We start from the raw sequence: 26,631 nt of genomic DNA, 5'->3' as shown, positions 1-26,631 counted from the left end.
GAACCACGGACACCGCGCGCCTTGGTTCACAGTCCTGGCTGTCAGCTGTCCCGGTAGGCCACCTCGCAGGCCAGGGCGGCCAGTCGGCGTTGCCACTCGACCGGCAGCTCGGCAGTGGCGAGCGTCTCGTGGGCCAGCGCCACCAGTTGGTTGATCCACGCCTCGACCTCCCGGTGCGCGGCGCTGCCGGACAGGCGCTCGCGCAGCGCCTGCGCCTCGCCCCGCTCCACCAGGTCGCGGAACGCACCGTCGAAACGCACCGCCAGCGCCAACAGCAGCGTCCTCTTGCCGCTGACGAGGTCGAGGCCGGCCGGTTTGCCGCTGACCCGACCGTCACCGAAGGCGTCGATGAGATCGTCCCGCAGCTGGAAGGCCTCACCCAGTGCCTCCCCGTACCGTTGGAAGGCCACCGTCAGATCGCTGCGTCCGGCCAGTAGAGCCCCGATGACCAAAGGACGGTGGACGGTGTACCGGCCCGACTTGACCAGCGAGATGTACCGGGCCGCTTCGGTGTCCGGCCGCCGCTCGGCGGCGGCGGTGACGTCCACAGCCTGTCCGGTGACCAGTTCGGCCCTGAGCTCGAACCACTCCCTGGTCACGGCCGGGGACAGATCGGCCATGAGATAGTCGGCGTACGTCCAGGCCAGGTCGCCCGCGAGCACCGCCATCGACTCGCCGTAGCGTCGGGGGTCGCCGGACCAGCCCCCCTCGCGGTGGATGTCCGCGTAGCGCACATGGGCGGCCGGCCGTGAGCGGTGCCGGTCCGCCTCGTCCATCACATCGTCCTGGATGAGTGCCGAGGCGTGCAGGACTCCAGCGCCATTGCCGCCCGCACGGCGTTGGGGTCCGGGCGGCCCACCGCGGCGAGATAGCTGCTGAGGAGGAAGGCGGGCCGCAGGCGTTTGCCGCCGGCGGCGATCAGCTCCGCCACCGCCACGATGGGCCCCGCGCCGGTGCGGCCGGCATTCGGCCAGCGGCTGCTCTCCCGGGCCAGGAAGGTCTGCAGGCCCAGCTCCACCTGCTCCAGCATCGCCTTCAGATCCGGCTCGCCGTGGGCGTGGGCCCGGTCCGGCCGGGTGCGCTGCCGCCACGGGGTCCGGCGTCGTGGGTCCGTTGGTCGGGTGTCGTGGTCATCGCGTGTGCCTTTCCAGACGCATACGCTTCTCCTTCGGCCGAAGCGTGGTGCGGGGCGGGAGACCGGTGAGGGAGCGCAGCCGCCAGCGGCCGGCGAGCGTGGCCAGCACGAGGGTGGTTTCGCGGTAGGCGAGTGACTCGCCGATGCACTTCCGTACGCCCGCCCCGAAGGGCAGATACGCGTGGCGTGGGATATGGCGGGCGCGCTCGGGGAGCCAGCGGTCCGGATCGAAGCGCTCGGGGGAGGGAAAGAACGGGGGGTCGTGGTGGATCGCGTAGGGGCTGAAGAACACGTCCGCGCCCGCGGGGATGCGGTAGCCGCCGAGGCTGGTCCCGACGGTCGTGCGGCGGGTGAGGAGCCAGCCGGTGGGGTACATGCGCAGGATCTCCTGTACGACCCGGCCCAGGTACTCCAGCCGGGGCAGGTCGGAGTGGTGCACCGGGTCGCCGCCCAGGACCTCGGCCAGCTCGGCGTGGACGCGCTCCTCCACGTCGGGGTGCGCGCTCATCAGCGCGAAGGCCCAGTGCAGAGTGGTCGCGGAGGTCTCCGTTCCGGCGAGCATCATCGTTCTGATCTCGTCGTGAATATGCTGGGTGCCCATGCCCTCGCCGGTGTGCTCGTCGCGCGCCAGCATCAGCGCCGAGAGCAGGTCGTTCTGGTCGAGGGAGCTGGCCCGGTAGTCCGCGATGATGCCGTCCACCGTCCGGTGCAGACTCCGCATGGCGGCCGCCTCCCGCCGGTTGACCGGCAGGGGCAGGCGGTGGACGAAGTCGACCGGCAGGAAGGCACGCCGCGCGACACCGTCCACCAGGAGAGGCATGCAGCGGCAGATCTCGGCGGCCTTCTCGGGGTCGAGGTCGGAGAAGAGGGTTCTGGCGAGGATTCGCATGGTCAGGCCGCTGAACTCGCGGGCCAGGTCGATCACTTGACCCTCGCGCCAGGTGTCGGAGAGCTCGTCGGCCGCGCCCAGCGCCGCCTGGGCGTAGCCGCTCATCCGGCCGTGGTGGAAGGCCTGTTGCATCATCCGGCGCTGCCGCAGATGGAACGTGCCGTTCGACGAGGCGAGGCCGTTGCCCACCAGTTCCATGCCGGACTCGAAGAACCCGCCTCCCTTCTCGAAGGTGCTGTGCCGGGTGATCAGCAGCTCCTTGAGGACCTCGGCGTCGGTGACCATGTACGCCGGACGGGTGCCGAGCCGAAAGACGACGACCTCACCGTGGTCCTGCAGCGAGGTGAGGAAGTCCAGGGGCCGGTGGAACAGTTCCAGGGCGTGGCCGAGCAGCGGCGGACCGCCCGGCACGACGGGAGCGTCGGTGGGGGTGCCGGTCATGGTCGGCTTCCCGCGCGAGGACCGGCGAGGGACGTGCCGTCGGGCCCGCCGCTCGGCGCGAGGTACTCCGGCCGCAGGCCGGGCACGGCCTGAGCGGTCTGCGGAGTTCGGTGGCTCTGGGCATACCGTGACGTCGCCAGTGACCAGTCGTACGTCACCCGCACCATGCGGGTCATCGCGTCGAGATGGCGCCCGATGCTCAGCCGCTCGGCGGGGTCGCAGAGCAGCCGGTCGCAGAGCGCGGGTATGCAGGCCGCGGCACGCTGGAACCGCGCGGTGCGCTCGTGGACCCGGTGGCGGATCTCCTCGATGACCTGTTCCCGCGGGTGGCCGGTGCCGTGTTCGAGGACGAGCACCAGGTGGTGGGTGTCCCCGCGGGCCTCCTCGTGCTCGACGGAGTGCACGTCGTTGCAGTGGGCGATGATGTCGATCTGCAGGTCGCTCAGCCGGCGCATCAGCGGGTCGGCGAGGACCCGTTCCGGCACCTCGTACCCTTCGCTGTGTTCCGCGGCGTCCAAATGGACGTACATCGCCATGGTCTCGCGCCGAAGGGCCAGATAGTCCGACAGGCTGGGGACGCGGCCCGCGCGCCGGGCCGCTGCCTCGGCCAGGAACGAGCGCAGGAACCGTCCCCAGTTGTGGCGGGCGCGGACCTGCCAGCGCTGGGACATGGGGGCGCGCATGCGAGCCCACAGGTCGGCGGTGGCGGCGGCCAGCGCCCTGGCGTCGGTGGTGGCAGTCGGTGCCGGTCAGCGACACGAGCGTGGACACCGTGGCGGCCGCGACGTCCGGGCCGTCCCCCGCCGGTCCGTCGAAGAAGTCGTCACAGACCGCGGTCCAGACGATGAGGTCGCTCATCACGTCCAGATCGGCCCCTCCGGCCCCGGGAGAGAACCCGACCGCGACATCGGCCAGTCTCAGGCCCAGGAAGTAGCCGACCGCGGCCTCGGTCGGCTGCAGGAGTCCCTGCTCGGTAGCCCAGTCCACCCCGCGCCGCCGGGCCTGCCCGACTGCTTCGGGTGCCGATGGTGGTGCGGTGAAGGGGATGGTGAAGTCCACATTGGTCGGCAAGCTCGCACTCCGTTCTGTCCGGGTTCGAGGGTTCGGGGCTCGACAGGGGCGGGCCGAGGTCCGGGCCGCGCGGCACAGCGGAATTCGGGACGGCACGCGGCCCCCGGCGGGGCACGCTCCGCTCGGTTGCCGGATCGAGGCGACAGCACGGTGGGCTGCACGGTGTCGCACTGCGGACGGTTCAGCCGGATGCGAGGCCCGCACGTGATCGGCGGGTCGAGGCTTGATCGTTGGGTTGGCGGGTGACGAAATGTGAGGTCCTCGCCCACCTTCCGAACTAGTCTGCGGGCATGAGCGATCCGATGATCATGCAACTCCAGCCCATGCCCGACGACTGGCACCGCGCGCTCGCGGTCGTGGCGCACCCGGACGACCTGGAGTACGGCTGTTCGGCCGCGATCGCCGCGTGGACGGACGCGGGACGTGAGGTCGCCTACGTCCTCGCGTCCCGGGGCGAGGCGGGCATCGACACCCTGGAGCCCGCGAAGTGCGGCCCGCTGCGCGAGCAGGAGCAGCGGGCCAGCGCGGCGGTCGTCGGCGTGTCGGAGGTGGAGTTCCTCGACCACCGCGACGGCGTGATCGAGTACGGCACCGCCCTGCGTCGTGACATCGCCGCCGCGATCCGCCGCCACCGGCCCGAACTGGTCATCACCCTCAACCACCGGGACACCTGGGGCGGCGTCGCCTGGAACACCCCCGACCACGTCGCGGTGGGACGCGCCACGCTGGACGCGGCGGCCGACGCCGGCAACCGGTGGATCTTCCCCGAACTCGCCGAGCAGGGACTCGCGCCCTGGAACGGCGTCCGCTGGGTCGCCGTCGCCGGCTCCAGCACGCCCACGCACGCCGTGGACGCCACGCCCGGTCTGGAGCGCGCGGTGCGCTCGCTGCTCGAACACCGCACCTACATCGAGGCGTTGACCGACGACCCCGAGACCTATGTCCGGGGATTCCTGACCGCGCACGCCGAGCAGACGGGGCAGCGGTTCGGCGGCAAGCCGGCGGTGTCGTTCGAGGTGTTCGCCCGATGACGCAGAACGCACTGATGCTGGCCGACCGCTTCGAGGAGCACCGCAGCCATCTGAACGCGGTGGCCTACCGCATGCTCGGCTCGCTCGCCGAGGCGGAGGACGCCGTCCAGGAGGCCTGGCTGAGACTGAGCCGCAGCGACGCGGACGACATCCAGAACCTCGGCGGCTGGCTGACCACGGTCGTCGGCCGGGTCTGTCTGGACATGCTGCGCTCGCGCACCACGCGCCGTGAGGACCCCCTCGACGACACCTTCGTCCCCGATCCCGTGATCCGGCCCCCTGTCGCAGGTCGACCGGGAACAGGAGGTGCTCCAGGCCGACTCGGCCGGCCTCGCCCTGCTGGTGGTGCTGGAGACCCTGGAGCCCGCCGAGCGGCTGGCCTTCGTACTGCACGACATGTTCCCCGTGCCCTTCGACGACATCGCGCAGATCGTGGAGCGCACACCGGCCGCGACCCGCCAGCTGGCCAGCCGCGCCCGGCGCCGGGTGCGGGGCGCCACCCCCTCCGCGGAGCCCGACCTCGGCAGACAGCGCCAGCTCCTCGACGCGTTCATGGCGGCCTGCCGGGCCGGGGACTTCGACGCGCTGCTCGCCCTCCTCGACCCCGAGATCGAGCTGCGCGCCGACTCCGGGCCGCTGGTCGGCGGCGCGGCGGCCTCGAAGCTGGTGCGCGGTGCCCGCCCGGTCGCCGAACAGGCCATGCTCTTCCGGCAGTTCGCTCAGTACGCCCAGTTCGTGCTGGTCAACGGTGAGGTCGGCGTGCTCAACGCGCCCGAAGGGCAGCCGATGTCCGTCATGGGCGTCACGATCTCCGAGGGCCGTATCACCGGCACGTACATCCTGGCCGACCCCGAGCGGCTCGGACGGCTGGAGCTGCCCGACCTCAAGGGGTGAGGCTCAGGCGGCCACGGCCAGTCGCCCGAGAGTGCGGTCCGGAGCCACCACCCGTCCGTCGGGGAGGAGTTCACCGGTGTCGTCGAAGGCGATGGTGCCGTTGCACAGCAGGTTCCAGCCCTGTTCGGGATGGGACGCGACGATGACGGCGGCGTGGTGGTCGGGGCTGTCGGCGGTCGGGCAGGGGGGCCGGTGGCTGCACATGTCGTCTCTCCTCGGTCGTACGGCTCCAGCTTCTGTCGGGTCGTACTCCAGTGGTAGCCGAGCTTGTTTTCCGTTGTATGAGGAGACCCCCACAGGGCCGGAAACTCATCGGTGAGTTTCCGGCCGTAGGCTTCTCGTCATGCGAGATCACACGACCGACCTGGTCGGCCTGCGCGGCGACTGCGCGAACTGCTTCGGGCTGTGCTGTGTCGCCCTGCCCTTCGCCGCGTCCGCCGACTTCGCGGTCGACAAGGACCGCCGGGGCGCCGACCTCATCGGTGCCCGCCTGAAGGGCGCGGACCTGCGCGGGGCGAGCCTGCGCGGCGCCTATCTGATCGCCGCCGACCTGACCGGCGCCGATCTGATCGGCGCGGACCTGATCGGCGCGGACCTGCGCGACGCCGACCTCACGGACGCCGATCTGACGGGTGCGTTCTTCCTGACCCAGCCGCAGGTCAATGCGGCCCGTGGGACGGCGGGCACCCGGCTGCCGGCATCGGTGCAGCGGCCCCCGCACTGGGGCTGACGCCCCCGCCGCACAGCAAACTCCGTGGTTCTGCCTGGTTGGCGTATGCCTGGATCTTCGGTAGGTTAGGCAAGCCTTACCTAAGGAGGAACTGGGATGGGTGACAGCCACGCCTGGGCGGCCGTGCCCGCCACGGCGGAACGGGCCCGATCGGTGCTCGCCATCTCGTGGTCGTGCGCGGTGACCACGGAGGGCGTCCGCGAGGAACTCGTCGGCGCGCACAGCGTGGCCGAGGACGGGCGGGTGATCCTACAGGTGCCCGAGGACAGCGCCCTGCTCGCGGCCACGATCTGCGCGCCCCGCGGGGAGCCGTCCGCCGTCCTGGAGTTCGCCGACGTCGCGCCCGTCCCGATGCGCAACCGCATCCGGGCCCGGCTGTGGCTGGCCGGCTGGTTCGCCATCGAGGAGGGCCACCTGGCCTTCCGGGCCACCCGGGTGGTGCTGCGGCAGACGTCCGGCGCGGTGGTCGTCGACCTCGACGAGTTCGCCGCCGCCTCACCCGACCCGCTGGCCACCGCCGAGGCCCGGCTGCTGACCCACCTCGCCGACGCCCACCCCGACGCGGTCGAGCGCCTCACCCGCCTCGTCGAACCGGGCAGCCTGCACGGCGTGGTGCGCGTCCAGCCGCTCGCCGTCGACCGGCACGGACTGACGCTGCGGATCGAGCGCCGCCGCGCCCACGGCGATGTACGGCTGCCCTTCCACACGCCCGCCGACGGCGTCGCCCAGCTCACCGAGCGCATGCACGTGCTGCTCGCGCAGGCGAGCGCCGCCTCCTGCCCCCGCGCCCTACAGCGGCAGCGCACAGACGGCGACGGGTGAGGTGAACGGCTCGCCCGCGAGCCGTAGTTCACCGTTGTCCGCGTTCACGCGGAAGACGCTGACGGTGCCGGACCTCTGGTTCGCCGTGAACAGCAGTGCGCCGTCCGGCGAGAAGGCGATCTGCCGCGGGAAGTCACCCGCCACCGGAACCGTGTCCAGCAGCCGCAGCCGGGCGCCGTCGGTCTCCACCGCGTAGCGCGCGAGGCTGTTGTGGCCCCGGTTGGCGAGATACGCGTACGAGCCGTCCGCGGTGACGAGGATCTGCGCCGGATAGTTGGTGCCCTCGCCCGCCCCCGTGGACTGGGCCTCGCCGACGGTCAGCCGTCCGGTCGCCGGGTCGTAGGCGCAGACCGCGACCGTGTCGTCGACCTCGTTGGCCAGATAGGCGTGCCGCCCCCCGGGGTGGAAGGTGAGGTGGCGCGGCCCGGCGCCCGGCCGCGTGCGGGCCTGCGACACCTCGCGGAGCGTGCCCCTGCGCTGGTCGAGGCGGTAGGTGTAGACGGTGTCCGTGCCGAGGTCGACCGCGAGAACATGGCGGCCGTCCGGGCTGGTGACGATCTGGTGGGCGTGCGGGCCCTCCTGGCCCGGCCCCGGTGCCGGAGTGGAGTGCGTGACCAGGTCGGTGCGCTCGCCGAGCGCGCCCGAGGCGTCGATCGGGTGCACGGCCACGCTGCCGGAGGTGTAGTTGGCGCTGAGCAGCCACCGTCCGCTCGGGTGCACGGAGAGATGGCAGGGGCCAGCGCCGCCGGTGCTGCGGCTGCCGAGGATCTTGCGGTCGGACAGCCGGACGGCGGTCACGGCGCCGTCCTCGCGCTCGCTGACCGCGTACAGGGTGCGGCCGTCCGGGTGCACCGCGAGATACGACGGATCGCCGACGCCGGTGAGGGTTCCGGCGCCGGTGACGCGGCCGGTCGCCGGATCGTAGGTGGCCAGGCCGATGCCCGTGCCGCCGCCGTCGACGGAGGTGTAGGTGCCGAGGTGGAGCGGGCGGGGCCCGGGGGACGGCTCGGGCGAGGCCTGTCCGGAACCGCCCGGTGACCTCTCGGGGGCCTCGTCCGCCGGTGTGCTTCCGCAGGCGGCCGACGCCGGCAGCGCCGCCACCGCCAGAGCCCCGACCAGGCGCCGCCTGCTCCAGCCGCCGCGCGACACCCGCGCACCCCTGTCCATTCCCGCACCTCAGATCATCGGTTGGCCCTGTCGTGACAGCCACCTTGGCGCGGATCACCCGTCAAGTGCAAGAACAGCAATGCCGGTTGCACACAGCGCAACGACGGCGGGGCTACCAGTCGCCGTCCTCGACCGGCTTGCCCTGCGCGTCCCCCAGCGGTTTCACCTGGTACGGGGCCGGGTTCTGCCAGGGCTCGTGGTCGTCGCCGAGCCAGTCGCCGACCGGCTTCACCTGGCCTAGGGCGTCGGTGGGGGCGAGGTCCTGGGCGTCCTCGTCGTAGTACTCGTACCACGGCAGTCCCGCACGGGTGTACGCCGCCCGGTCCACAGGCGACGGCGGGGGAGCCTCGCCCGTGATGCGGCGCCACTCCGGCGGCGTCACCAGATGCACGAAGACCCGCCCCGCGGGCTCCTCGGACCAGTCCGACAGCGGACGCTCGTCCCGGTAGACCTCCTGGCGCATCGAGCCGCCGACCCCCAGCCCCATCGCCGCGGCGGCCCGGGGACGACCGCCCGCAGGTGCCGCCGCGGGGGCCGGCATCGCGCCCGGAGCGGGCGGCGCGGCCCCGTAGCCCGGGGCGGACAGGGGCATGGCCCGCGCCTGCTCCGCACGGCGCCGCTCCTGCTCGCGCCAGATGGCCAGCGCGTCGCCGTTCAGCGGGAACGACTGCAGCTGTACGCCGCCCCAGACCTCCTCGCCCGTGACCTGGCCCTCCACGGTCGCCCCGACGCCCAGCGGCACCGCCACGAACTGGCGGACCGTGCCCTTCCCGGAGTTGATGCCGTCCAGCCACGGCTGCCGCGGCAGCACGACGTAGTTCTGCGGATCGCGGGCGAGCCGGTCGCTCCACGGCTTTCCCGAGACCGCGCACACCTTGCCCACCCCGACCTGCAGAGCGGCGGGTTCGGTCGTGCCCGCGAAGCTCAGCCACATGGCCTCGCGCAGATACACCGGCAGCATCACGCCGCCGCGCGCCCGCCACTGGTCGGGCACCGTCTCCTGGTAATCCGCCACCCGTCGGATCGGGAACTCGCCGAGCCCCGGCGGCAGCGGATGCGTGCCCGTCTCGGGCAGCCGCAGCGTGCGGATGAACCGCACCGCCACGCCGCCCGGCAATCGCAGAGTGTTCCCGTCGATCCGCACGGTGGTGTCGGCCATCTGCCCGCTCCCTCGCATCCGGTGCCGGCCCCGTCCCGGCACTCCCTCACCAAGAACGCCCGCTCATCCCGGTACGGTTCCGCCACAGCCGCTCCTGAACACCCATGCGCTCACGCAGCCGGGTGAGCCTCGGCAGGCGTTCGCGCTGCTCCCGGGTGTGGCGGTCCAGCTCCTCCAGCAGGCGGCGGGTGCGGTGCTCGGTGTCGAGTTCATCGAGGATGCGGTTGACCTCGGTCAGTACAGCGCCGTACAGCTGCCACTGGTGGGGATCGCGCCGGACCTCGTCCAGGAGCAGCTGGGCCAGCTTGTCCCGGCTGCCCGCCGCCGTACGCAGCTCGTTGGTCAGTCGCGCCTCCGCCGACTCGGCGCTGACGCTGACATGCGTGGTGACCAGCACCGCGAAGCTCACCACGGCGTCGGCGATCTCGGACAGCAGCTGCTCTACGACGGCACCCGCCTCCTTCTCGAACAGCGGCTCCGGTTCGCGTTCCTTCGCGAGGTCGGTGAGGGTGCGGGCGAGGACCCGCAGGACGACGGTGCAGATCTCCAGCGTGTCCAGACCGGTGCGCAGCACCACGCGGTGCAGCAGACCCTCACGCACCCGCGGATTGAGCCGCAGACTGTCCTCGGCCTGCCGCAGCGCCGCGTCCACCTGCACGATGTCGTGGTCCAGCCGCCGCGCCTCGTGCAGCCGTTCGGCCGCGCGTTCGACGGGGGTGCGGCCCGCGGCCTCCTCGCCGACATGCAGCATCAACTGCCGCATCCGGCGGGCCAGCCCGTCGATCGACGCCCCCGCCTCGCCCACCCACACCGGCGGTGGCAACAGCACATTGCAGGCGAGACCGACCACCGCGCCGATCAGCGTCTCCAGGATCCGCGCCCACGCGGTGTCACCGACGGTGGTGACCCCGAGGACCAGCATCGCGCTGATCGCCACCTCGGGGACGTACTCGTCCACCCGCACCAGATGCCCGACCCCCAGCGCGGCGATGATCAGCAGCGCGAGGCTCCACCAGGTCAGGCCGACCAGGAGGCTGAAGGCGATGGCGACCAGGACCCCGGCCACCACCGAGTTCACCCGGCGGATGCCGTTGGTGAGGGTGGCGTACAGGGTGACCTGGACGACCAGCAGCGCGGTCAGCGGAGCGGTGAGCGGTGCCGCCTCGGGGCTCAGGCGCAGCGCGATGACATACGCGACCGTCGCCGCGGCCGCCGACCGCAGCGCCTGTACGACCACGGGATCCCGGAGGGCCTTCCGCACGGACCGCACGAGGGGTGTCGACCACTCTCGTACAACTCGCATGCCTTGGCCTGTTCCCTTTCCCACAGGCATCGAACGTATCGAGCGTCAGACGTGCAGCTTGTCGAGGAAGGCGGACAGATTGTCCGTCGTCCGGGCGACCTGTTCCTCCAGGGTGAGGCTCTCCTCGAAGCGGGCCCCGGATTCCGGGACCTTCTTGCCCCGCACGTAGAGGGAGCAGGCGAGGTCGGTGCACATGTAGACACCGACGGAGTTCCCCTCGCGGCCCGCCGCGCCCGCTTTGCGGGCCGTCATCAACGACACGCCGCCCCGCGGATGCGTCGTCAGACAGAGCGAGCACATGCTGCGGTGCAGGTAACCGCGCTGCGGGGGCGGGAACCGAAGGGTCACTCCGACGAGCCGTCCCTCCCGCTCGGCGACCAGATAACTGCGGTCGGGTGCGCCGGGATCTCGCCAGCCGAGGAAATCCAGGTCGTCCCAGGGGCGTTCGCCGAGGTCACGCGGGACGGCCAGACGTTTGGCCTCTCCCTTGGAACAGTTGATGAAAGAAGTGCGGATGTCCTGCTCGGTGAGCGATCGCATGGCGTCTCCCGGGCTTTCGCCAAAAAACTAGGGGTCCTAGGTACTGGCCTAGGTTAGGTAGCTTCGACGCGGGGCAGCCACTGGATTTCCCGGAGGCAGGTCGGACTGGGGTCGGGAGAGCCATATGGCGGGGCGGAACGGGCGCCGCACTGAGCGCCGGCTCTGCGCGACATGCGGTTTCGTCGCCATGGCCGGCGGTACTCGCGTGTGCCTGGGGACGACACGAAGGGAGCCCGTCGTGAGCCACCATCGACACGAGGAACCCGGCCGCAGCCCCGACCCGGTGTCCAGGGACCTGCCCGACCAGCAGGCCCGCGAAGGCGAGGAGGACCCCTGGGAGGTGCCCACCCCCGCAACGGACCGCGGCAGCGACGAGACGGACGAGGCCGAGACCGAGGAGCCGGCCACCGATGTCCCCGACACGGACGAGGCGGGGACGGGCAGACAGGGTGCCCCGCACTCGGCCACCGTGCACCCCGAGCACCCGGCACCGGACGAGTCGCCGGCCTGACCGCGCCGCGCGTGCGTCAGCCGACCTTGCGACCCCGCATCGGTTCCGTCGGTGCCCCCGCCCCCTGCTGCAGCCCCTGCAGGAACTCCTCGATCACCTCGGTCGCCGTGTACTCCGGCTGCCAGCCGAGTTCGGTGTGGGCGCGGTTGCAGTCCATGAGCGGCAGCCGGACGACGGCGTCGAAAAGGTGCGGGGAGGCCGGCAGCAGATGCAGTCCCCACGCGGCGGCGATCGCCGAGCGGGCCGCGGTCCGGGGGAGCCGTACCGGGCGGCTCCCGAGCAGCTTGCCCAGCAGTGCCGCGTCGACCGGCGGCTCGGCCGCGAGATTGAAGGCGCCCCGGGCGTCCGAGCCCACCGCGAGCAGATACGCCCTGGCCGCGTCGTCGGTGTGCAGCGCCTGCACGCGCAGCCCGGGAACGTCGGGCAGGAACGGCAGCAACTCGGGACGGGCCAGCGGCCCGGGAAGGAACTTCCCGCCGAAGATCCGGCGCTGCTCGCTCGCCGACTCGCGTTTGAACAGGAAGGCGGGCCGCATCCGCACCACCCGGATCCCGGGGTGCTCGCGCTCGAACGTGTCGAGGGTGCGTTCCAGATAGGCCTTCTCCCGGCAGTACGCGGCGTCCGGCCAGCCGTGTGTCGGCCACGACTCGTCCACGGCGTCGTCCTTGGGCCCCGGCGAGTAGGCGCCCACCGAGGAGGCGTGGACCAGCGTCGGCACGCCCGCCGCGGCGACCGCGTCGAAGACCCGGATGCCGCCGAGCACGTTCGTGCGCCAGGTCGTGGCCGGATCGTGCGTCGGCTGGAAGGCCCAGGCCAGATGGATCACGGCGTCGGCGCCCAGGAACTCCCTGACGAGGTCGACCTGTTCGTACGCGATGTCGACCGCCGACCAGTCGGTCTTCGGCGGCTGCCACTCGGGAAGCCGACGCGCCAGCCCCAGCACGGACCCGACCTGCGGGTCCTCCGAGAGAAGGCGTACGACACTGGTGCCGACGTTGCCGGTGGCGCCGGTGACTACGATCCTGTTGCCCGCTGCGTTGCTCACGTTCGGCTCCTCTCGGGCGTACTCCGCCGCGAGGGACCGAGTACCCGGACGCGTGAGCGCATACGCAGCAATGCGCACGCAGGGGAAAGCCCCGACCGGACGGGGGATTCCGGCCGGGGCGGCCATGTGGTGGGCACGGATGGCGGTCGCCTCTCGGCGAAAGGCTCATCAGTCGGATTAGCGAAACGTAGTGATCCTGTGGCAGAGTGTCACGCGCACGCCCGGCGCCCAGGCGACGTCGGGCACCCTCCTCGGTGAGGTCGTGAGACCTGGCCGACCAGCGTCCGGAGGGACGTGCCACGCGGGCTGACGGCTCCAGCCGTTCAGCACCAGGGCACGAAGACGATTGGCTCACGCCCCTGGGCAATGCCCAGGGCCACTAAGCCAATCAGAGACGCTCCACAGGGCTTCAGCCGAACGATCGTCCCTGTGGGCAAAAGGTGGGCCCGGGGACACTGTCCCATCCGCACGCACGGCGTGTTCAACGGGCGGGCACCCCCGGGTGTTCCGCCCGGCGCCGCGCAGCGCGGTGATGTGTCACCCCCCGGCGACGGTTCAGCTCAGCGCGCCGTCCGGCAGGGAGGCGGGCAGATGGGCGGGGCCGTCGTAGATCGCGTCAGCCCCGGACTCCTACAGGTCGGCCCCCGGGATCCCGCCGCAGAGCACGCCTACGCAGCGCACCCCGGCCCTGCTGCTCGCCCGCATGTCCCGGCGCAGCAGCCGACCGGCGTCGGGCAGTGCGGGCAGCCGGTCGAAGTACTGACCGTAGAGGACCTTGTGCGCGGTGCTGAGCTCGTCGTCGCGCTCCTTGTCCCGGTCGTCGCCGAGCAGGTGCGCGATCAGGTCGGAGGCACTCAGGCCCACCGCGCGGTGGATGGCGTGCATCGGTATCCGGTGCCCTGCCTGCCGGAAGGCTTCCCAGCAGGTCGCGACATGCAGGTGGTTGGTGTCGACGAGCGTCCCGTCGACGTCGAACACGGCCGCGCGATCCATGGCCAGTCCCTTCCGCTCTGCCTCATCAGCCGCACGAGTACCACGCGGCGGTCCCGCCAAGCCGTCCCGGTATGGATCACCCCGCCCCGGCCGGAACCCGCCCCTCCCGCGTCCAGGCCAGCAGCTCGTCGGCCGACCACGTCGTCACCAACCGTTCCGCGGGCACCCCGCACTCCTCCGCCCGCGCGCAGCCGTGGATCTGCCAGTCCAGCTGCCCCGGGGCGTGCGCGTCGGTGTCGATCGCGAAGAGAACGCCGGCCGCCACGGCCCGGCGCAGCAGCCGACGGGGCGGGTCGAGCCGCTCCGGGCGGCTGTTGATCTCCACCGCCGTGCCCGACTCGGCGCACGCCGCGAACACCTCGTCGGCGTCGAACTCCGACTCCGGCCGTCCCCGCCCGGTCACCAGCCGCCCGGTGCAGTGGCCGAGGACATCCGCCTGCGGACTGCGTACGGCGGTCACCATGCGGCGGGTCATCGAGCGGGCATCCATACGCAGCTTGGAGTGCACGGACACCACCACGACGTCGAGCCGCTCGAGCAGCTCCGGCTCCTGGTCGAGCGAGCCGTCCTCGAGGATGTCGCACTCGATGCCGGTCAGCAGCCGGAACGGAGCCCAGGTCCGGTTGAGGTCCGCCACCACGTCCAGCTGTTCGCGCAGCCGGTCGGCGGACAGCCCGCGGGCCACGGTCAGCCGTGGCGAGTGGTCGGTGAGCGCCGTCCACTCGTGTCCGAGCGCCGCCGCGGCCCGGCCCATCTCGTCGATCGGACTGCCGCCGTCCGACCAGTCGGAGTGCACATGGCAGTCCCCGCGCAGCCGCGCCCGCAGCCCCTCACCGCCCCGGACCCGCGGGTCGACCCGGTCCGTCTCGTCCTCCAGCTGCTCCAGATAGCCGGGCACCTGCCCGGCCAGCGCCTCCCGCACCACCTGTGCGGTCTTCGGGCCGATTCCCTTGAGGGACTCCAGCGACCCGGCGGCGGCCCGCTCGCGCACCTCGTCCTCCGGCAGCGCCTTCAGCACCCGCGCCGCGCTGCGGAAGGCACGGACGCGGTACGTCGGAGCCAGGGACCGCTCCAGCAGGAAGGCGATCCGGTCCAGGGCCTCGACGGGATCCATCGCCACCTCCTCCGCAGTCCCCTCCAGGGTTCCCCAGCGCCGCGGGGGCCGCACGGCGGCGGGCAGCCGACCACCGGCGGTCCACGAGCCGGGCACCGAGCGAGACACGAGGGTCGCGATGGCCGGATCCGTCTTACGCTCGATGTCATGACCGAAATCGCGAGCCCCCACATCTCCCATCCGCGGATCCTGGTGCTCGGCGTTCAGCCCGGCAGGCCGCCCTTCCGCATCGTGGAGATAGACGGTGAAGTGGTCGGGGCGGCGCGGGCCGTCACCGACGTCCTGGAGACCGCCGCCGCGTTCGGCATCACGGTCCACGACCTCGACGATCCGGAGGTGGTGCGGTGGGTGGGCGGCGACAAGTTCACGTGGAAGCCGCGCTAGGGCCGAAGGGGCTCAGCCGACCGTCCACTTCTGGTTGGCGCCGCCCGTGCAGGTCCAGATCTGCAACCGGGTGCCGTTGGCCGAGCTGTTGCCGGTGACGTCGAGACACTTGTCGGCCTGCGGATTGACGATGTCGCGCGCCGCGGTGACGACCCATCGCTGGTTCGCGCTTCCCGTGCAGTCCCACAGCTGCACGGTCGAGCCGTCCGCGGTGCCGTGGCCGGTGACGTCCAGGCACTTGCCGAGCGCCCGGATCGTCCCGTCCGAGCCGACGGTCCACTGCTGCGCGGCGGAGCCGTTGCAGTCGTACAGCTGTACGGGGGTGCCGTTGGCGGAGCTCGCCCCGGCGACGTCCACGCACTTGCCGGCCAGCCCTCTGATCGCCACGCCGGTCGCGGTGTCGCTGGTCGTCACCGACACATGGTCCACCACGAGCTGCTGCGGGAAGACCGTGGAGCCGTCCGGGTCGCCGGGCCAGTAGCCGCCCACCGCCAGGTTCATGATCAGGAAGAACGGCTTGTTGAACACCCAGGTCCTTCCGCCCAGGTCGGCGGGGGTCCGGCGCTGGTAGACGTTCCCGTCCACGGACCAGGTGATCGAGTCGGGTGCCCAGTCGACGGCGAAGGTGTGGAAGCCGTCCGCGAAGGCCTGGCCGTTCGGCAGGGAGTAGGTGGCGCCGATGCCGCCCGAGCCGAAGTAGCCCGGGCCGTGGATCGTGCCGTGGACCGTCGAGGGCTCGTAGCCGACGTTCTCCATGATGTCGATCTCGCCCGAGTCCGGCCAGCCGACGTCGCCCAGGTCGTTGCCGAGCATCCAGAACGCCGGCCACATGCCCTGCCCGCGCGGGACCTTCATCCGGGCCTCGACGTGCCCGTACTGCGCGGTGAACTTCCCCGCGGTGTTCAGCCGGGCCGAGGTGTACTCGCAACGGCCGTACCAGCACTGATAGTTGTTCGGGTTCTCGCGGCGGGCCGTGATGACCAGATGGCCCTGTCCGTCGAGGGCGGCGTTGTCGGTGCCGGGTGTGTAGTACTGCCGTTCGTGGTTGTTGACGTTGTCGCCGGTCTCGATCTGCCACTTGGAGGAGTCGACCGCTGCCCCGGCGGGGCCGTCGAACGTGTCGGAGAAGGTCACCGCCCGGACGCCCGCAGGCTCTGCCCGGGCGGGGGCGATCGCGGCGGACGCGACGAGTACGGCGGACAGCGCGGCGAGCAGACAGCTGCGGAGCAGGCGTGGCGAGGACAAGAGTTCTCCCTTCCGTACGGCGCCTCGGGGTGCGGCTGCGCCGACTGAGGTGGGGGGTGAAGGGGTCACCTTGATTTAAGAGGTGAGGTAAGGGGCCGTCAATACCCAGGTACAGACCAATAGTTGAGGCTCGGCCTCAGCGGCGTACATGCACCGCCCGGCCCAGCCGACGCCCCAGCAGCAGATAGCCCGCCAGTGCTCCCACGGTGTTGAGGATGACGTCGTCGATGTCGAAGGCGCGGCCCGTGACCATCGCCCCCTGGGCCAGCTCGACCAGGAGCATGACGGCCGCGGTGAGCAGCAGCACGCGCAGGATCCCCCGGGCCCGCGGCGCAAGCACCGGCACCAGCACCCCGAAGGGCACCCCGAGCAGCAGATTGCCGCCGATCTGCCGGATCGCGTCACGCAGCGCCGGCTGGTCCAGATAGGCCTGGAGGGAGCGGCCCGGCCGCAGATTGCTGTGCGTCAGCGCCTCGGAGGCGGGGGAGGGCTGCAAGGTCACCCGGGCCAGCACGACCGCGAAGGCCACCATGACGGCGAAGGCGCACGCCATCGCCAGTGCGCGGCCGATCAGGGGAAGCAGCCGCCGCGGTGCGCGTGCCTTCCGGGCGGGGGGCTTGGCGGGCGGCTTGGCAGGGCGCGGGCGCGACAGGATGCGGGACAGCAAGGCTGCACGGGCCATTTGGTCCTCCAGTCTTCAACTTCCCATCTCTGTAAGGCGGTTACCCCGGACACCGACAACGATGCCGCGACCCACCGCCGTGGTTTCGCCCCCTGCAGCCAGGGCACTCCGCCGGAGACCCGCGCGCGCCGCCCGTGCCTCCACCCGGGCTGATGCTTTGATGACACGGCGTGATGACACAGCGTGACACGACGAGCCGCGGAGGTGGCCGCCCATGACCCGGCGTACGACTCTGCTCGTGGTGGCCGAGGTACTGGCCTGGTGGGTGGCGCTCACCGGGTTGTGGCTGGTCCTCGTCAGTGCGGTCGACACCCTGGAGCTCGCCGTGGGCGCGGGCTCCGCCGGCGTGTCCGCCCTCGCGGCACGCGCCGCGCGACGGGCGGTGACCGGATCGTGAACGGCTGGACACTCGCGGCGGCCGTCACGCTCGGTGTCGGTCTGGCGGCCACCCTGTGGGGCGTGGCCACGGGACCGCTCAGCCACCGCGTCGCGGCCCAGAACCTGTCCACCGCCCTCGCCTGCCCCGGTCTGCTGCTGCTCTCCCAGGGCTACGACCGTCCGTCGTACGTCGACCTCGCGCTGGTCCTCGCCGTCCTGGGCCCCGTCGGCACCCTCGTGTTCGCGCGGCTGCTGGCCGGCGAACTGGCCGACGACCCACCGCCCGCCCGGTGGCCGACCTGGGCGGCCGCCGGCCTCGGCGCGACCGTCGTCCTGGCGCTGTGCGCGGCGACCGGGCCCGGCCGCCAGACGGTCAAGCTCCTGATGACCGGGGCGCTGCTGATCGGCGGGAACCTCGTCGCCGCACGCGCGGCCGCCGGCGGATTCCGGGAGGTCCGCCGTGGCTGACGCGGTCGTCGTCATCGCGCTGCTGCTCGTGGCCGCCGGCGCGACCCTCGCCGTCGCGGTCCGCGACCCGGTGCGCCAGGCCCTCGTCCTGTCCGTCCTCGGCGTCGTGCTCGCCGTGCTGTTCACGGCGCTCCAGGCGCCCGACGTCGGCCTGTCGCAACTGGCCGTCGGCTCCGCCGTCACACCGCTGTTGCTGCTGCTCACCGTCCGCAAGGCCAGGCGGCGCGCACAGCAGAAGGGGCGGGCGAGGTGAACCGGCGCGCCCGGCTGTGGCTCGTGGCCGTCGGCGGCGCGGGACTCGCCGCGCTGTTCGTCGCCGCCTGCCTGCAGATGCCGGACTTCGGCGGCGAGAGGCACCCGTACGGCGACCGGGCCGTGCGCGAGTCCCTCGACCGGCACACCGCCAACACCATCGCCTCCGTCAACTTCGACCAGCGCGCCTTCGACACCCTCGGCGAGCTGAGCATCCTGTTCGCCGCCGTGCTGGGCTGCGTCGTCCTGCTCCGCCAGACCCGCGACGAACACCGCGCCCGGCCCGAACCCGCCGACGTGGACCCGCCGGTACGCCGCTACGCCCTGATCGTCCTGCCCGTCGCCCTGCTCACCGGCCTCTACGTCATCGCACACGGCCAGCTCAGCCCCGGCGGCGGCTTCCAGGGCGGCGTGGTCGCCGCGACCGCCCTGCATCTGCTCTACCTCGGCGCCGACTACCGCGCCCTGGAACGCATCCGGCCGGTCGGCCTGTACGAGGTCGGCGACGCGGCCGCCGCCTGTGCCTACCTCGTCCTGGGCCTCGCGGGTGTCCTCGCGGGCACCGCCTTCCTCGCCAACACCCTGCTGCCGTACGGCACGTTCAACACGCTGTCCTCCGGCGGCACCGTGCCGCTGCTGAACGCGGCCATCGGCATGGAGGTCGCCTGCGCGGTCGTCGTCCTGCTCGCCCGCTTCCTGGACCAGGCCGTCGAGATCGAGGAGGAGAACGAGGACGTGAGGCCGCTGTGATGGACGTACTGCCGTACCTGGTCGCCGCCTGGGTCTTCCTGGCCGGCTGCCACGGGCTGGCCACCAGCCGCAATCTGATCCACGCCGTCGGCTGTCTGTCCGTCTGCCAGGCCGCCACGTACGTGCTGCTGGTGGCCGTCGGCTACCGCGACGGTGCCACCGCTCCGGTGTACTCCGACACCGAGCCCGGCTCCCGTCCGGTCGTCGACCCGGTCGTCCAGGCACTCGCCCTCACCGACGTGGTCGTCGGCGCCACCGTCACCGCCCTGCTGCTCGCGCTGGTCATGCAGACCGCCAAGCGGCACGGCACGGTCGACCCCGACAAGCTCTCCGAGCTGCGCGGCTGATGCACCACCTGCTGCCGCTCCTCGTCGCCGTCCCTCTGCTAGGCGCCGCCGCGCTGGTCGCCGCGGGCCGCAGGCTGCCCCGCGTCGTCGCCGAGACGGCCGGCTGCCTGGTCGCCGGGGGCACCGCCGCGCTCGCCGTCCTGCTGCTGCTCAACTCCTCGCCGCCCAGGACCGAATGGGTCGGCGGCTGGACGCCGGTGAACGGGCAGAGCGTCGGCATCGTCCTGGTCGGCGACGGACCCGGCCTCGGCATGGCCGCGCTCGCCTCGCTGCTCACGCTCGCCGCCCTGGTGTACTCCTGGCACTACTTCGACGAACCGCCCCGCCGGCACGCCGGCTCCTATCCCGCGCTCATGCTGGTGTTCCAGGCCGGCATGTGCGGCTTCGCGATCACCGGCGACCTGTTCAACGCGTTCGTCTTCTTCGAGCTGATGAGCGTCGTGGCGTACGCGCTCACCGGCTACCGCGTCGAGGAGGCCAGGGCCGTGCAGGGTGCGCTGACCTTCGGCGTCGTCAACTCCCTGGGCGCGTACACCATGCTGATGGGCATCGGGCTGCTGTATGCGCGCACCGGTGAGCTGGCCATGGTGCAGATCGGCCGCGGACTGGACGCGCACGGCGGGCCCGATGCGCTGGTCCTCGCGGGCTTCGTCCTCGTCCTGACCGGGCTGCTGGTCAAGGCCGCCGCCGTGCCCTTCCACTTCTGGCTGCCGGACGCCCACGCCGTCGCCCCGACCCCGGTGTGCATGCTGCTGTCGGGCGTCATGGTCGAACTCGGCGTCTACGGCGTCTGGCGGGTGTACGGGACCGTGTTCGCCGGTCCCGGCGCAATCCCGGCGGCCGACCTGGAACGGGTCCTCGTCGCGGTGGGCGCGCTGACGGCGGCCGTCGGCGCCGTGATGTGCTGGTACCAGCGGCACATCAAACGCCTGCTCGCCTACTCGACCGTCGCCCACACCGGTCTGTTCCTGATCGGCATCGGCGTGCTGACCCCGGAGGCGGACGACGGAGTCGCCCTGTACGTCCTCGGCCACGCCGGTGTGAAGGCCGCGCTGTTCGCCTGCACCGGCATCCTGCTCGACCGCCACGGCACCGTCGACGAGCACACCCTGCACGGGCGAGCCCGGCAACTGCGCGGTGTCGCCGTGCTGTTCGCGGTCGGCGCCCTGGGCCTCGCCGGGCTGCCGCCGTTCGGCACGGCACTCGGCAAGTCGGTCACGGAGGAGGCCGCGGGCGGCCCGCTCGCCGTGCTGTACGTGCTCGCCTCGGCGGTCACGGCGGGCGCGGTACTGCGGGTAGCCGCGCGTGTGTTCCTCGGCCTCGGGCCCCCGCCGCCGGAGGCGGGGGAGTACGAGACGACCGGCTCCGGGGAGGAGCCCGAGACCCGTGGACGGATCGGTTTCGTGCCCGACACCATGACGGCCGTCCCGGCGCTGCTGCTCGCGGGAGCCCTTGCCGTCGGGGCGACCCCCGGCTTCGGCGACATGGTGGCGTATTCCGTGAACGAGGCCGGCTCCGGCGGGGCCGTCGTCGCCGTGCACTGGACACCGCTCGGCATCCTGCTGGGTTTCGTGTCGACCCTGCTGGCCGTGGGCCTGGCCGCCGTGGCCGTCACCCGCCCGAAGCTGCTCGCCGCCCCGGACTGGGCGCTGCCCCTGCGGCGCCTGCAGTCCGGGCACGTCGGGGACTACGTGGCCTGGCTGCTGGTGGGCGCCACGCTGCTCGGCGTGCTCACCCTGCCCGGCGTCCCGGCCACCTGATCAGGTTCCGTAGGTGACCCGCACCTCCTTGAAGCCGAGGGAGCCCAGCAGGCCTTCCAGCATGCCGGTGGTGTTGGACTCGGCCCGCTCGGTGAGCTCGCTCTCCTTCGCCGCGGCACGGATGTGCCGCACCGCGAGCTGCTGCACGGCCTGTTCGCTGTTCGGGTTGTCCGAAAACAGATCGCCCAGCCGGTCGAGCAGACCGCGCTGCTTGGACACGGCGTAGGAGCGGTCGGTGTCGAGGGCGGGTTCGCCGAGTGCCGCGTGCGGCAGCCGGAGCGTGGCGGACGTACGGTCCTCGTCGACCGTCACGTCGTCCTCGCCGATCCTGCCGAGGTCGACATAGGCGTCGACGGTGCCCGCGCCGACGTACAGGGTCCGGGTGCCGCGAATCGCGTCGGGCAGGTACTTGGTGTCCTTCTCCAGATCGACGACGACCTGGAAGTTGCCGGAGGCGGCGTCGTAACGGCTGATGTCCTGGATCGACTTGAGCAGGGCCGGACCCGAGCGGTCATGCGTCTCGGTGCCGAACAGGTCTCTCAGTCCCGGCAGCACGCTCAGCCGGATCCCGGCGAACAGCACGACGAGCACCAGCACGACGGCGCTCACGACCTTCGCCCAGCGGGGCAGGCGCCGGGGGAGGCGCTTGATGGAAGTCGTCATGGCGACGGTCCTCCTTCCTCCTGTCCACATGCCCCTCAAATCCCTTGCCGCACCGCATGGTTGACCGATGTACGACTGATGAGGGGGAGCGCCGTCCAGTCAGACGGCGGGTGTCCCGGGCCGCGGGAGGGCCGCGTCCAGCGTCGGCTGCGGCGGCAGCAGCCGCGACAGGCCGGTGACCCGCAGGACGCGCAGGGTCAGCGGGTGGGTGCAGACGAGGTGGAGTTGCCCGTCGTGGGCGAGGACCCGGCTGCGGGCCCGGTACAGCAGACGCAACCCGGAGGCGTCGAAGAACTCGACCCTGTTGAGGTCGATCACGATGCGGGGGGCGGGCCGCGCCGTCACCTCGTCCAGGTGCGGGAGGATCTCCGCCGCGGAGAGCATGTCGATCTCCCCGCGGAACTCCAGGACCGTGTGCCCCCGCTCCTGGTGGACGCGCAGATGCCGGGTGAGCGGCGCAGCCTCCTGCCCCACGACGACCTCGCCTCCAAGCGGCCTGACGAGCCCACAACTGCGGGCCCCACCCTGCAAGTTACCTTCGATAGAATGAATTTCAGCATGTTCGATTGACATATGTCATCGAAATTGAGCCTGAGTTCATTCGTGTTTCGAAGGCTCCGGCAGGGCAGGGCAGGGCGGAGTGGCAGGAGGCGGCGGTCAGTCGACCAGCAGGACCAGCTTCCCGGTGGTGCGGCCGGTGTCGCCGAGCGCGTGGGCCTTGGCGGCCTCGGCCAGTGGGAAGGTGCCCGCGATCGTCGCGCGCAGCCGGCCGTCCTCGACGAGCCCGGCGATGGCGTTCATGCCGGTGTGGTCGGCGTCGACGAGCATCCGGACCGCCCGGACGCCGAGCCGCTCGGCCTCCTCGTAGAAGTCGTCCGAACCGACCGGCAGGATCGAGACCACGAGCCCGCCGGGGCGCAGCACGTGCAGCGAGCGCACGGCGGTCTCGCCGCCGATGGTGTCCAGTACGACGTCGACGTCCCGCACCGCCTCCGCGAAGTCGGTCGTCCGGTAGTCGATCGCCTCGTCCACGCCGATCTCGCGCAGGAAGTCGTGCTTGCCCGCGCTCGCCGTGCCGATCACATACGCGCCCCGGGCCTTGGCGATCTGCACCGCCACATGCCCGACCCCGCCGGCCGCGGCATGGATCAGCACCCGCTGTCCCTGCTGCACGTCCGCCCGCTCCACCAGCGCCTGCCACGCGGTCAGCGAGACCAGCGGCAGCGCGCCCGCCTGCGCGTGGTCGATCCCGGCGGGCTTCAGCGCGAAGGCGCGGGCCGGGCCGGTGACGTACTCGGCGTGCGAGCCGTGACCGAACGGGTACGGCAGCATGCCGAAAACCTCGTCGCCGGGCTTGAACAGGGCGACGCCGATCCCGGTCGCCTCGACCACGCCGGACACGTCCCAGCCGAGGACGAAGGGCGGCTGCCCCAGGAAGCCGCCGGAGGCGCGGTGCTTCCAGTCGGTCGGGTTGACGCCGGCGGCCCGCACCCGGACCAGGACCTCGTTCGGCCGTGGGGCCGGCCGCTCGATCCGCACTTCCTTCAGTACCTCGGGCCCGCCGAGGACATCCTGACTGATGGCTCGCATGGTGTTCACATCGCTCATGGTGCTCCAGCCTGCCGCGGTCGGCCCGCTGGGAGAATGGCAAGATTGCCAACCTTCGATAGGATCGTGCCATGCGTGGCAGTGGCAATCGGCAGACGCACCGGGTCGCGGTCCTCGCGCTCGACGGTGTCTACCCCTTCGAGCTCGGCATCCCGGCGCGCATCTTCGGCGCCGCCGACGGCCGGTACGAGGTGCTGACCTGCACCGTCGACGGCCGCCCGGTGCGCACCAACGCCGACTTCACCGTCACCGTCGAACACGGCCCCGAGGCCCTGGGCACGGCGGACACCGTGGTCGTCGCGCCCATCGCACCGGAGTCCGTCTCCACCGACCTCCCGGACGAGGTCGCCGCCGCGCTCGCCCGGATCCGTTCCGGCACCCGCATCGTCTCCATCTGCACCGCCGCCTTCGTGCTGGCCGCGGCCGGGCTCCTGGACGGCCGCAGGGCCACCACCCACTGGCAGCTCGCCGACGAGTTCCGGCGCAGGTTCCCGCACATCGACCTCGATCCGGACGTGCTCTTCGTCGACGACGACCCCGTCCTGACCTCGGCCGGAGCAGCCTCCGGCATCGACGTCTGCCTGCATGTGGTGCGCAAGGACCACGGCAGCCGACTCGCCAACACGGTCGCCCGCCGCTGCGTGGTGCCGCCGTTCCGGGACGGCGGGCAGGCGCAGTACATCGAGCGGCCCGTCCCCGAGTCCGGCGCCGCGAGCACGGCCGCCACCCGCGCCTGGGCCCTCGAACGCCTCGACGAACCGCTGACCCTCGACGACCTCGCGGCCCACGCCCGGATGAGCCGGCGCACCTTCGCCCGCCGCTTCAACGACGAGGTGGGCCTCAGCCCCGGCCGTTGGCTGATCCAGCAACGCGTCGCCCGGGCCCGGCACCTGCTGGAGTCCAGCGACCTCCCCGTGGACACGATCGCCGGCCAGGTCGGCTTCGCCACAGCCGCGTCCCTGCGCCAGCACCTGCACACGGCGATCGGCGTGTCACCCCAGACGTACCGGCGGACGTTCCAGACGACACGTTGACGCTCGGCTGCGCTCGCGCGGGGGCCCCCTATCGTCCCGGCTCACCGGCGCACGTCTGGTTTCGGACTTTCTCGCCCGGTCCGCCGGGCGGGGCGCCGAGCAGGCGGAGGTGACCGCCTACTCGGCGAACACGGACGCGGTCCGTTTCTGCGAGCGGCACGGATTCGGCGCGCACTCCGTGACGCTGAGGCGGCCGCTCGGACCGGCCTTCCGCGGCTGACGCCCGTCTCCTCGCCCGCCGCCCGGCGCCGGCCGGGCGCGCAAAGGAAATATGTCGATTAACGCCCTCCTGGCGGAGAGTGACTGAACCCTCACGTTCGCACACCCGCTGAGGTTGATCCTTTCGGGTTGGAACCAGATAAGCTCCCGTCCGGCGCTGCGAGTTGACGCGATCGCGACGGGTCGGCTCACGGTGCGTACTCATGAGTGCGGTCCCCTTGCACACCCCCCTATGCACACCCCCCCGTTCGATCGTGTTGCTTCGAAGGATGCAGATGGAACTCGCCACTCCGCCCCCGGCGGCGCGGGCCCCTGTCGCCTGGTACAGCTGGTGGCTGATGCCACTGGCCTTAGGAGGAGGAACGGTTGCCGCCACGTTCATGAGCTCGGAGCGATTAACCGCGGCCGTCGCCGGAGCCGCGGCGACCGCGATGAGCTCCGTGTGCGTACGGCTGCTGATCCGCGCCCAGGCGCAACTGCGCCGCGCGGAGGGCAGCTTCCGCACCTCGCAGGCCGAGCACTCGCAGCAGTGGCAGCAGCATGTGGCGGGCCTGGAGCGCAAGCACTCCGCCGAGCGCGCCGCCCACGAGGCCCAACTCGCCGATCAGTCACGGGCGTACGAGACGCGGCTGGGCGAGCAGGCCGAGAGCTACGAGGGACGCCTCACCGAGCAGGCCGACGGCTATCAGGCGCAGCTCACCGAGCAGGCCCGCAGCCACGAGGCGCAGCTCGCCGAGCAGACCGCCGGCTGGCAGGAGCAACTCGCCCACCAGCAGGCCGCGGTGGCCAGGCTGGCGAACGAACAGCTCCCCGACGCGCTGAAGCGGCTGCGCGCCGGTGACGCCATCGACGACCTGCTGCCCTCCGTCAACCAGTGCGCCAAGGTCGCTCCCGAACTCCAGGCCGATCTGCGCAAGGTGCTGCGGACCGCCCTGATCGGCGTCGAGGAGGAGTTCAACCGCTCCACCTCCGCCGAGCAGGCCGTGATCAGCGTCGGCAACCGCATCCACGTCCTGACCAGCAAGCTCCGCGGCCGGCTGCACGAGATGCAGGGCGAGCACGGCCGGCTGCCGGCCGTCGCGCGCGGCCTGATGGAGCTCGACCAGGCGATCGGCCCCGCCGACTGTCTCGCCGCCAGCATCGGCGTGCTCGGCGGTTCCGACCGGCCGGGCCGGCAGTGGCAGGAGCCGCAGCGCCTGCTCAGCGTGGTCCGCGGCGGCATCGGCCGGATCAAGGAGTTCCACCGCGTCGAGGTGCGCCACCTGCCCGAACTCGGCGTCGACGGCGGCCTGGTGGACCACCTGACGCTGGTCTTCGCCCACCTGCTGGACAACGCCACGCGCTACTCGCCGCCCACCGAGCCGGTGATCGTCTCCGGCAAGGAGGTGCCGAACGGTGTCGGCATCGAGATCCAGGACTCCGGCAAGGGCCTGAGCGACGAGAAGAAGCGCGAGGCGGAGGACGCCCTCGCCGGCACCGCGGCCGGTCCGGGCCTCGGCGGCATCTCCGAGGACGCCAACATCGGCCTGCGGGTCGTCGGCGCCCTCGCCCGCCGCTACGGCATCCGCGTCACCTTCGCGGACTCGCCCTGGCTCGGCACCTCGGTGGTCGTCGTGGTCCCGCACAAGTACTTCAGTCCGCTGCCCACGGCCGCGCCGGCCGCCGCGTCCGCCACGGCACCGGCCGCCCCGGCCCAGGAGCAGGTCACCGCCGAGTCCGTGGCCGAACCTGCCGACGCACCGGACACCACGCCCGGCGGACTGCCGCGCCGCCGCAGCAGCCGGAGTGGCACGGCCGTGCCGAAACCGGCCGGACGTACCGGGCGGACCGAGGAGACCACCGTCTCCGCCGTCCCGCCGGACACCTCCTTCACCGGCCTGGCCGCGTTCGCCACGGCCGGCCGGGAGACCTCCGGGGGACCCGAGGCGTCCGACGACCGCGAGTCGTCCGCCGTACGCGAGTCCGCAGAGCACCGCACCGAAGAGAGTGACTAGTC

The 26,631-nt window shown here is 72.0% G+C and carries 27 protein-coding genes and 4 pseudogenes; 14 read left to right on the top strand and 17 right to left on the bottom strand.

Annotated elements, in window-relative coordinates:
* Positions 1-41: 41 nt before the first annotated feature.
* The 4 genes and pseudogenes from ACKTSN_RS03390 to ACKTSN_RS03375 form a co-directional block, all read right to left on the bottom strand.
* Entirely contained in the window at positions 42-776 is a 735-nt protein-coding gene (locus tag ACKTSN_RS03390; RefSeq protein ID WP_409467707.1) for a polyprenyl synthetase family protein, read from the bottom strand.
* Entirely contained in the window at positions 776-1,030 is a 255-nt protein-coding gene (locus ACKTSN_RS03385; protein ID WP_409467706.1) for a hypothetical protein, read from the bottom strand. The genes ACKTSN_RS03390 and ACKTSN_RS03385 overlap by 1 nt, the downstream gene beginning before the upstream one ends.
* Before the next feature lie 100 nt (positions 1,031-1,130).
* Positions 1,131-2,465: a cytochrome P450 gene (locus ACKTSN_RS03380; protein WP_409467705.1), complete on the bottom strand. Its 1,335-nt coding sequence runs from the start codon at positions 2,463-2,465 to the stop codon at positions 1,131-1,133.
* Positions 2,462-3,187 (bottom strand): annotated as a pseudogene (locus ACKTSN_RS03375) (terpene synthase family protein); the annotation flags it as partial. The gene ACKTSN_RS03380 and the pseudogene ACKTSN_RS03375, both read right to left, overlap by 4 nt.
* Positions 3,188-3,826: 639 nt before the next feature.
* Between ACKTSN_RS03375 and ACKTSN_RS03370 the strand changes: the two are divergent.
* A complete protein-coding gene (locus ACKTSN_RS03370) occupies positions 3,827-4,567 on the top strand; it encodes a PIG-L deacetylase family protein (RefSeq protein WP_409467704.1) in 741 nt (246 codons plus the stop codon).
* A pseudogene (gene sigJ / locus ACKTSN_RS03365) lies at positions 4,564-5,461 on the top strand (RNA polymerase sigma factor SigJ). The gene ACKTSN_RS03370 and the pseudogene sigJ overlap by 4 nt, the downstream one beginning before the upstream one ends.
* A gap of 3 nt (positions 5,462-5,464) precedes the next feature.
* On the opposite strand, the gene ACKTSN_RS03360 reads toward sigJ, so the two are convergent.
* Complete coding sequence (locus ACKTSN_RS03360; protein WP_409467703.1) at positions 5,465-5,665, bottom strand: DUF5999 family protein; 201 nt, start codon at positions 5,663-5,665, stop codon at positions 5,465-5,467.
* Between the two features lie 250 nt (positions 5,666-5,915).
* Here ACKTSN_RS03360 and ACKTSN_RS03355 point away from each other — a divergent pair.
* Together ACKTSN_RS03355 and ACKTSN_RS03350 are read left to right on the top strand one after the other, a co-directional pair.
* Positions 5,916-6,191: pseudogene (locus tag ACKTSN_RS03355) on the top strand (pentapeptide repeat-containing protein); the annotation flags it as partial.
* Between the two features lie 96 nt (positions 6,192-6,287).
* Positions 6,288-7,013 (top strand): DUF2470 domain-containing protein, encoded by a 726-nt coding sequence (locus ACKTSN_RS03350; protein ID WP_409467702.1) that lies wholly within the window; start codon positions 6,288-6,290, stop codon positions 7,011-7,013.
* On the opposite strand, the gene ACKTSN_RS03345 is transcribed toward ACKTSN_RS03350, so the two are convergent.
* The 4 genes from ACKTSN_RS03345 to ACKTSN_RS03330 all read right to left on the bottom strand — a co-directional run bounded on the left by ACKTSN_RS03345 (position 6,981) and on the right by ACKTSN_RS03330 (position 11,182).
* Positions 6,981-8,180 (bottom strand): lactonase family protein, encoded by a 1,200-nt coding sequence (locus tag ACKTSN_RS03345; protein ID WP_409467701.1) that lies wholly within the window; start codon positions 8,178-8,180, stop codon positions 6,981-6,983. The genes ACKTSN_RS03350 and ACKTSN_RS03345 overlap by 33 nt on opposite strands.
* Before the next feature lie 112 nt (positions 8,181-8,292).
* Entirely contained in the window at positions 8,293-9,339 is a 1,047-nt protein-coding gene (locus ACKTSN_RS03340; RefSeq protein ID WP_409467700.1) for a hypothetical protein, read from the bottom strand.
* Between the two features lie 46 nt (positions 9,340-9,385).
* The gene (locus tag ACKTSN_RS03335) at positions 9,386-10,642 is read right to left on the bottom strand and encodes an FUSC family protein (RefSeq protein WP_409467699.1); all 1,257 of its coding nucleotides are present in this window, start codon (positions 10,640-10,642) and stop codon (positions 9,386-9,388) included.
* Between the two features lie 45 nt (positions 10,643-10,687).
* The gene (locus ACKTSN_RS03330) at positions 10,688-11,182 is read right to left on the bottom strand and encodes an FBP domain-containing protein (RefSeq protein WP_409467698.1); all 495 of its coding nucleotides are present in this window, start codon (positions 11,180-11,182) and stop codon (positions 10,688-10,690) included.
* Between the two features lie 238 nt (positions 11,183-11,420).
* Between ACKTSN_RS03330 and ACKTSN_RS03325 the strand changes: the two genes are divergently transcribed.
* Entirely contained in the window at positions 11,421-11,693 is a 273-nt protein-coding gene (locus tag ACKTSN_RS03325; RefSeq protein ID WP_409467697.1) for a hypothetical protein, read from the top strand.
* A 16-nt stretch (positions 11,694-11,709) separates the two neighbouring features.
* On the opposite strand, the gene ACKTSN_RS03320 is transcribed toward ACKTSN_RS03325, so the two are convergent.
* From ACKTSN_RS03320 to ACKTSN_RS03310, 3 genes and pseudogenes are all read right to left on the bottom strand, one after another.
* Positions 11,710-12,738 (bottom strand): SDR family oxidoreductase, encoded by a 1,029-nt coding sequence (locus tag ACKTSN_RS03320; RefSeq protein WP_409467696.1) that lies wholly within the window; start codon positions 12,736-12,738, stop codon positions 11,710-11,712.
* Positions 12,739-13,293: 555 nt separating this feature from the next.
* Positions 13,294-13,731: pseudogene (locus tag ACKTSN_RS03315) on the bottom strand (HAD family hydrolase).
* 76 nt (positions 13,732-13,807) lie between these two features.
* The gene (locus ACKTSN_RS03310) at positions 13,808-14,845 is read right to left on the bottom strand and encodes a PHP domain-containing protein (RefSeq protein ID WP_409467695.1); all 1,038 of its coding nucleotides are present in this window, start codon (positions 14,843-14,845) and stop codon (positions 13,808-13,810) included.
* Between the two features lie 147 nt (positions 14,846-14,992).
* On the opposite strand from ACKTSN_RS03310, the gene ACKTSN_RS03305 reads away from it, so the two are divergent.
* Positions 14,993-15,229 (top strand): hypothetical protein, encoded by a 237-nt coding sequence (locus ACKTSN_RS03305; protein WP_409467694.1) that lies wholly within the window; start codon positions 14,993-14,995, stop codon positions 15,227-15,229.
* Between the two features lie 12 nt (positions 15,230-15,241).
* Here ACKTSN_RS03305 and ACKTSN_RS03300 read toward each other — a convergent pair whose 3' ends face one another.
* Positions 15,242-16,474, bottom strand: coding sequence for a ricin-type beta-trefoil lectin domain protein (locus ACKTSN_RS03300; RefSeq protein ID WP_409467693.1), 1,233 nt, complete (start codon positions 16,472-16,474; stop codon positions 15,242-15,244).
* A 136-nt stretch (positions 16,475-16,610) separates the two neighbouring features.
* Complete coding sequence (locus ACKTSN_RS03295; RefSeq protein ID WP_409467692.1) at positions 16,611-17,156, bottom strand: VanZ family protein; 546 nt, start codon at positions 17,154-17,156, stop codon at positions 16,611-16,613.
* Positions 17,157-17,370: 214 nt separating this feature from the next.
* On the opposite strand from ACKTSN_RS03295, the gene ACKTSN_RS03290 reads away from it, so the two are divergent.
* From ACKTSN_RS03290 to ACKTSN_RS03265, 6 genes are read left to right on the top strand one after another with little or no spacing between them, the layout of a single operon-like run.
* Complete coding sequence (locus tag ACKTSN_RS03290) at positions 17,371-17,553, top strand: hypothetical protein (protein WP_409467691.1); 183 nt, start codon at positions 17,371-17,373, stop codon at positions 17,551-17,553.
* Positions 17,550-18,002 carry a monovalent cation/H+ antiporter complex subunit F gene (locus ACKTSN_RS03285; RefSeq protein ID WP_409467690.1) on the top strand — a complete coding sequence of 151 codons (453 nt, stop codon included), beginning with the start codon at positions 17,550-17,552 and terminating at the stop codon, positions 18,000-18,002. Before ACKTSN_RS03290 ends, ACKTSN_RS03285 begins: the two co-directional genes overlap by 4 nt.
* The gene (locus ACKTSN_RS03280; protein WP_409467689.1) at positions 17,995-18,255 is read left to right on the top strand and encodes a hydrogenase subunit MbhD domain-containing protein; all 261 of its coding nucleotides are present in this window, start codon (positions 17,995-17,997) and stop codon (positions 18,253-18,255) included. The genes ACKTSN_RS03285 and ACKTSN_RS03280 overlap by 8 nt, the downstream gene beginning before the upstream one ends.
* Positions 18,252-19,004, top strand: a complete 753-nt coding sequence (locus tag ACKTSN_RS03275; protein WP_409467688.1) for an MnhB domain-containing protein — start codon at positions 18,252-18,254, stop codon at positions 19,002-19,004. Before ACKTSN_RS03280 ends, ACKTSN_RS03275 begins: the two co-directional genes overlap by 4 nt.
* Positions 19,004-19,351: a sodium:proton antiporter gene (locus ACKTSN_RS03270; protein ID WP_409467687.1), complete on the top strand. Its 348-nt coding sequence runs from the start codon at positions 19,004-19,006 to the stop codon at positions 19,349-19,351. The genes ACKTSN_RS03275 and ACKTSN_RS03270 overlap by 1 nt, the downstream gene beginning before the upstream one ends.
* On the top strand, positions 19,351-21,111 hold the full coding sequence (locus ACKTSN_RS03265; RefSeq protein WP_409467686.1) for a complex I subunit 5 family protein: 1,761 nt from the start codon (positions 19,351-19,353) through the stop codon (positions 21,109-21,111). The genes ACKTSN_RS03270 and ACKTSN_RS03265 overlap by 1 nt, the downstream gene beginning before the upstream one ends.
* Here the strand turns inward: ACKTSN_RS03265 and ACKTSN_RS03260 are convergent, their stop codons facing one another.
* The 3 genes from ACKTSN_RS03260 to ACKTSN_RS03250 form a co-directional block, all read right to left on the bottom strand.
* The gene (locus tag ACKTSN_RS03260) at positions 21,112-21,774 is read right to left on the bottom strand and encodes a DUF4230 domain-containing protein (protein ID WP_409467685.1); all 663 of its coding nucleotides are present in this window, start codon (positions 21,772-21,774) and stop codon (positions 21,112-21,114) included.
* Between the two features lie 99 nt (positions 21,775-21,873).
* Complete coding sequence (locus ACKTSN_RS03255) at positions 21,874-22,248, bottom strand: anti-sigma factor antagonist (protein ID WP_385267617.1); 375 nt, start codon at positions 22,246-22,248, stop codon at positions 21,874-21,876.
* Positions 22,249-22,431: 183 nt separating this feature from the next.
* The gene (locus ACKTSN_RS03250; protein ID WP_409467684.1) at positions 22,432-23,382 is read right to left on the bottom strand and encodes an NADP-dependent oxidoreductase; all 951 of its coding nucleotides are present in this window, start codon (positions 23,380-23,382) and stop codon (positions 22,432-22,434) included.
* A 71-nt stretch (positions 23,383-23,453) separates the two neighbouring features.
* On the opposite strand from ACKTSN_RS03250, the gene ACKTSN_RS03245 reads away from it, so the two are divergent.
* Together ACKTSN_RS03245 and ACKTSN_RS03240 are read left to right on the top strand one after the other, a co-directional pair.
* Positions 23,454-24,416 carry a GlxA family transcriptional regulator gene (locus ACKTSN_RS03245; RefSeq protein ID WP_409467683.1) on the top strand — a complete coding sequence of 321 codons (963 nt, stop codon included), beginning with the start codon at positions 23,454-23,456 and terminating at the stop codon, positions 24,414-24,416.
* A 494-nt stretch (positions 24,417-24,910) separates the two neighbouring features.
* The gene (locus ACKTSN_RS03240) at positions 24,911-26,629 is read left to right on the top strand and encodes a sensor histidine kinase (protein WP_409467682.1); all 1,719 of its coding nucleotides are present in this window, start codon (positions 24,911-24,913) and stop codon (positions 26,627-26,629) included.
* Positions 26,630-26,631: the final 2 nt, after the last annotated feature.

Source organism: Streptomyces flavusporus, from assembly GCF_046267975.1.
Taxonomy (GTDB): Bacteria; Actinomycetota; Actinomycetes; order Streptomycetales; family Streptomycetaceae; genus Streptomyces; species Streptomyces flavusporus.
Note: the sequence above shows the minus strand (reverse complement) of the source record. Positions and strands in the feature narration are given on the sequence as shown.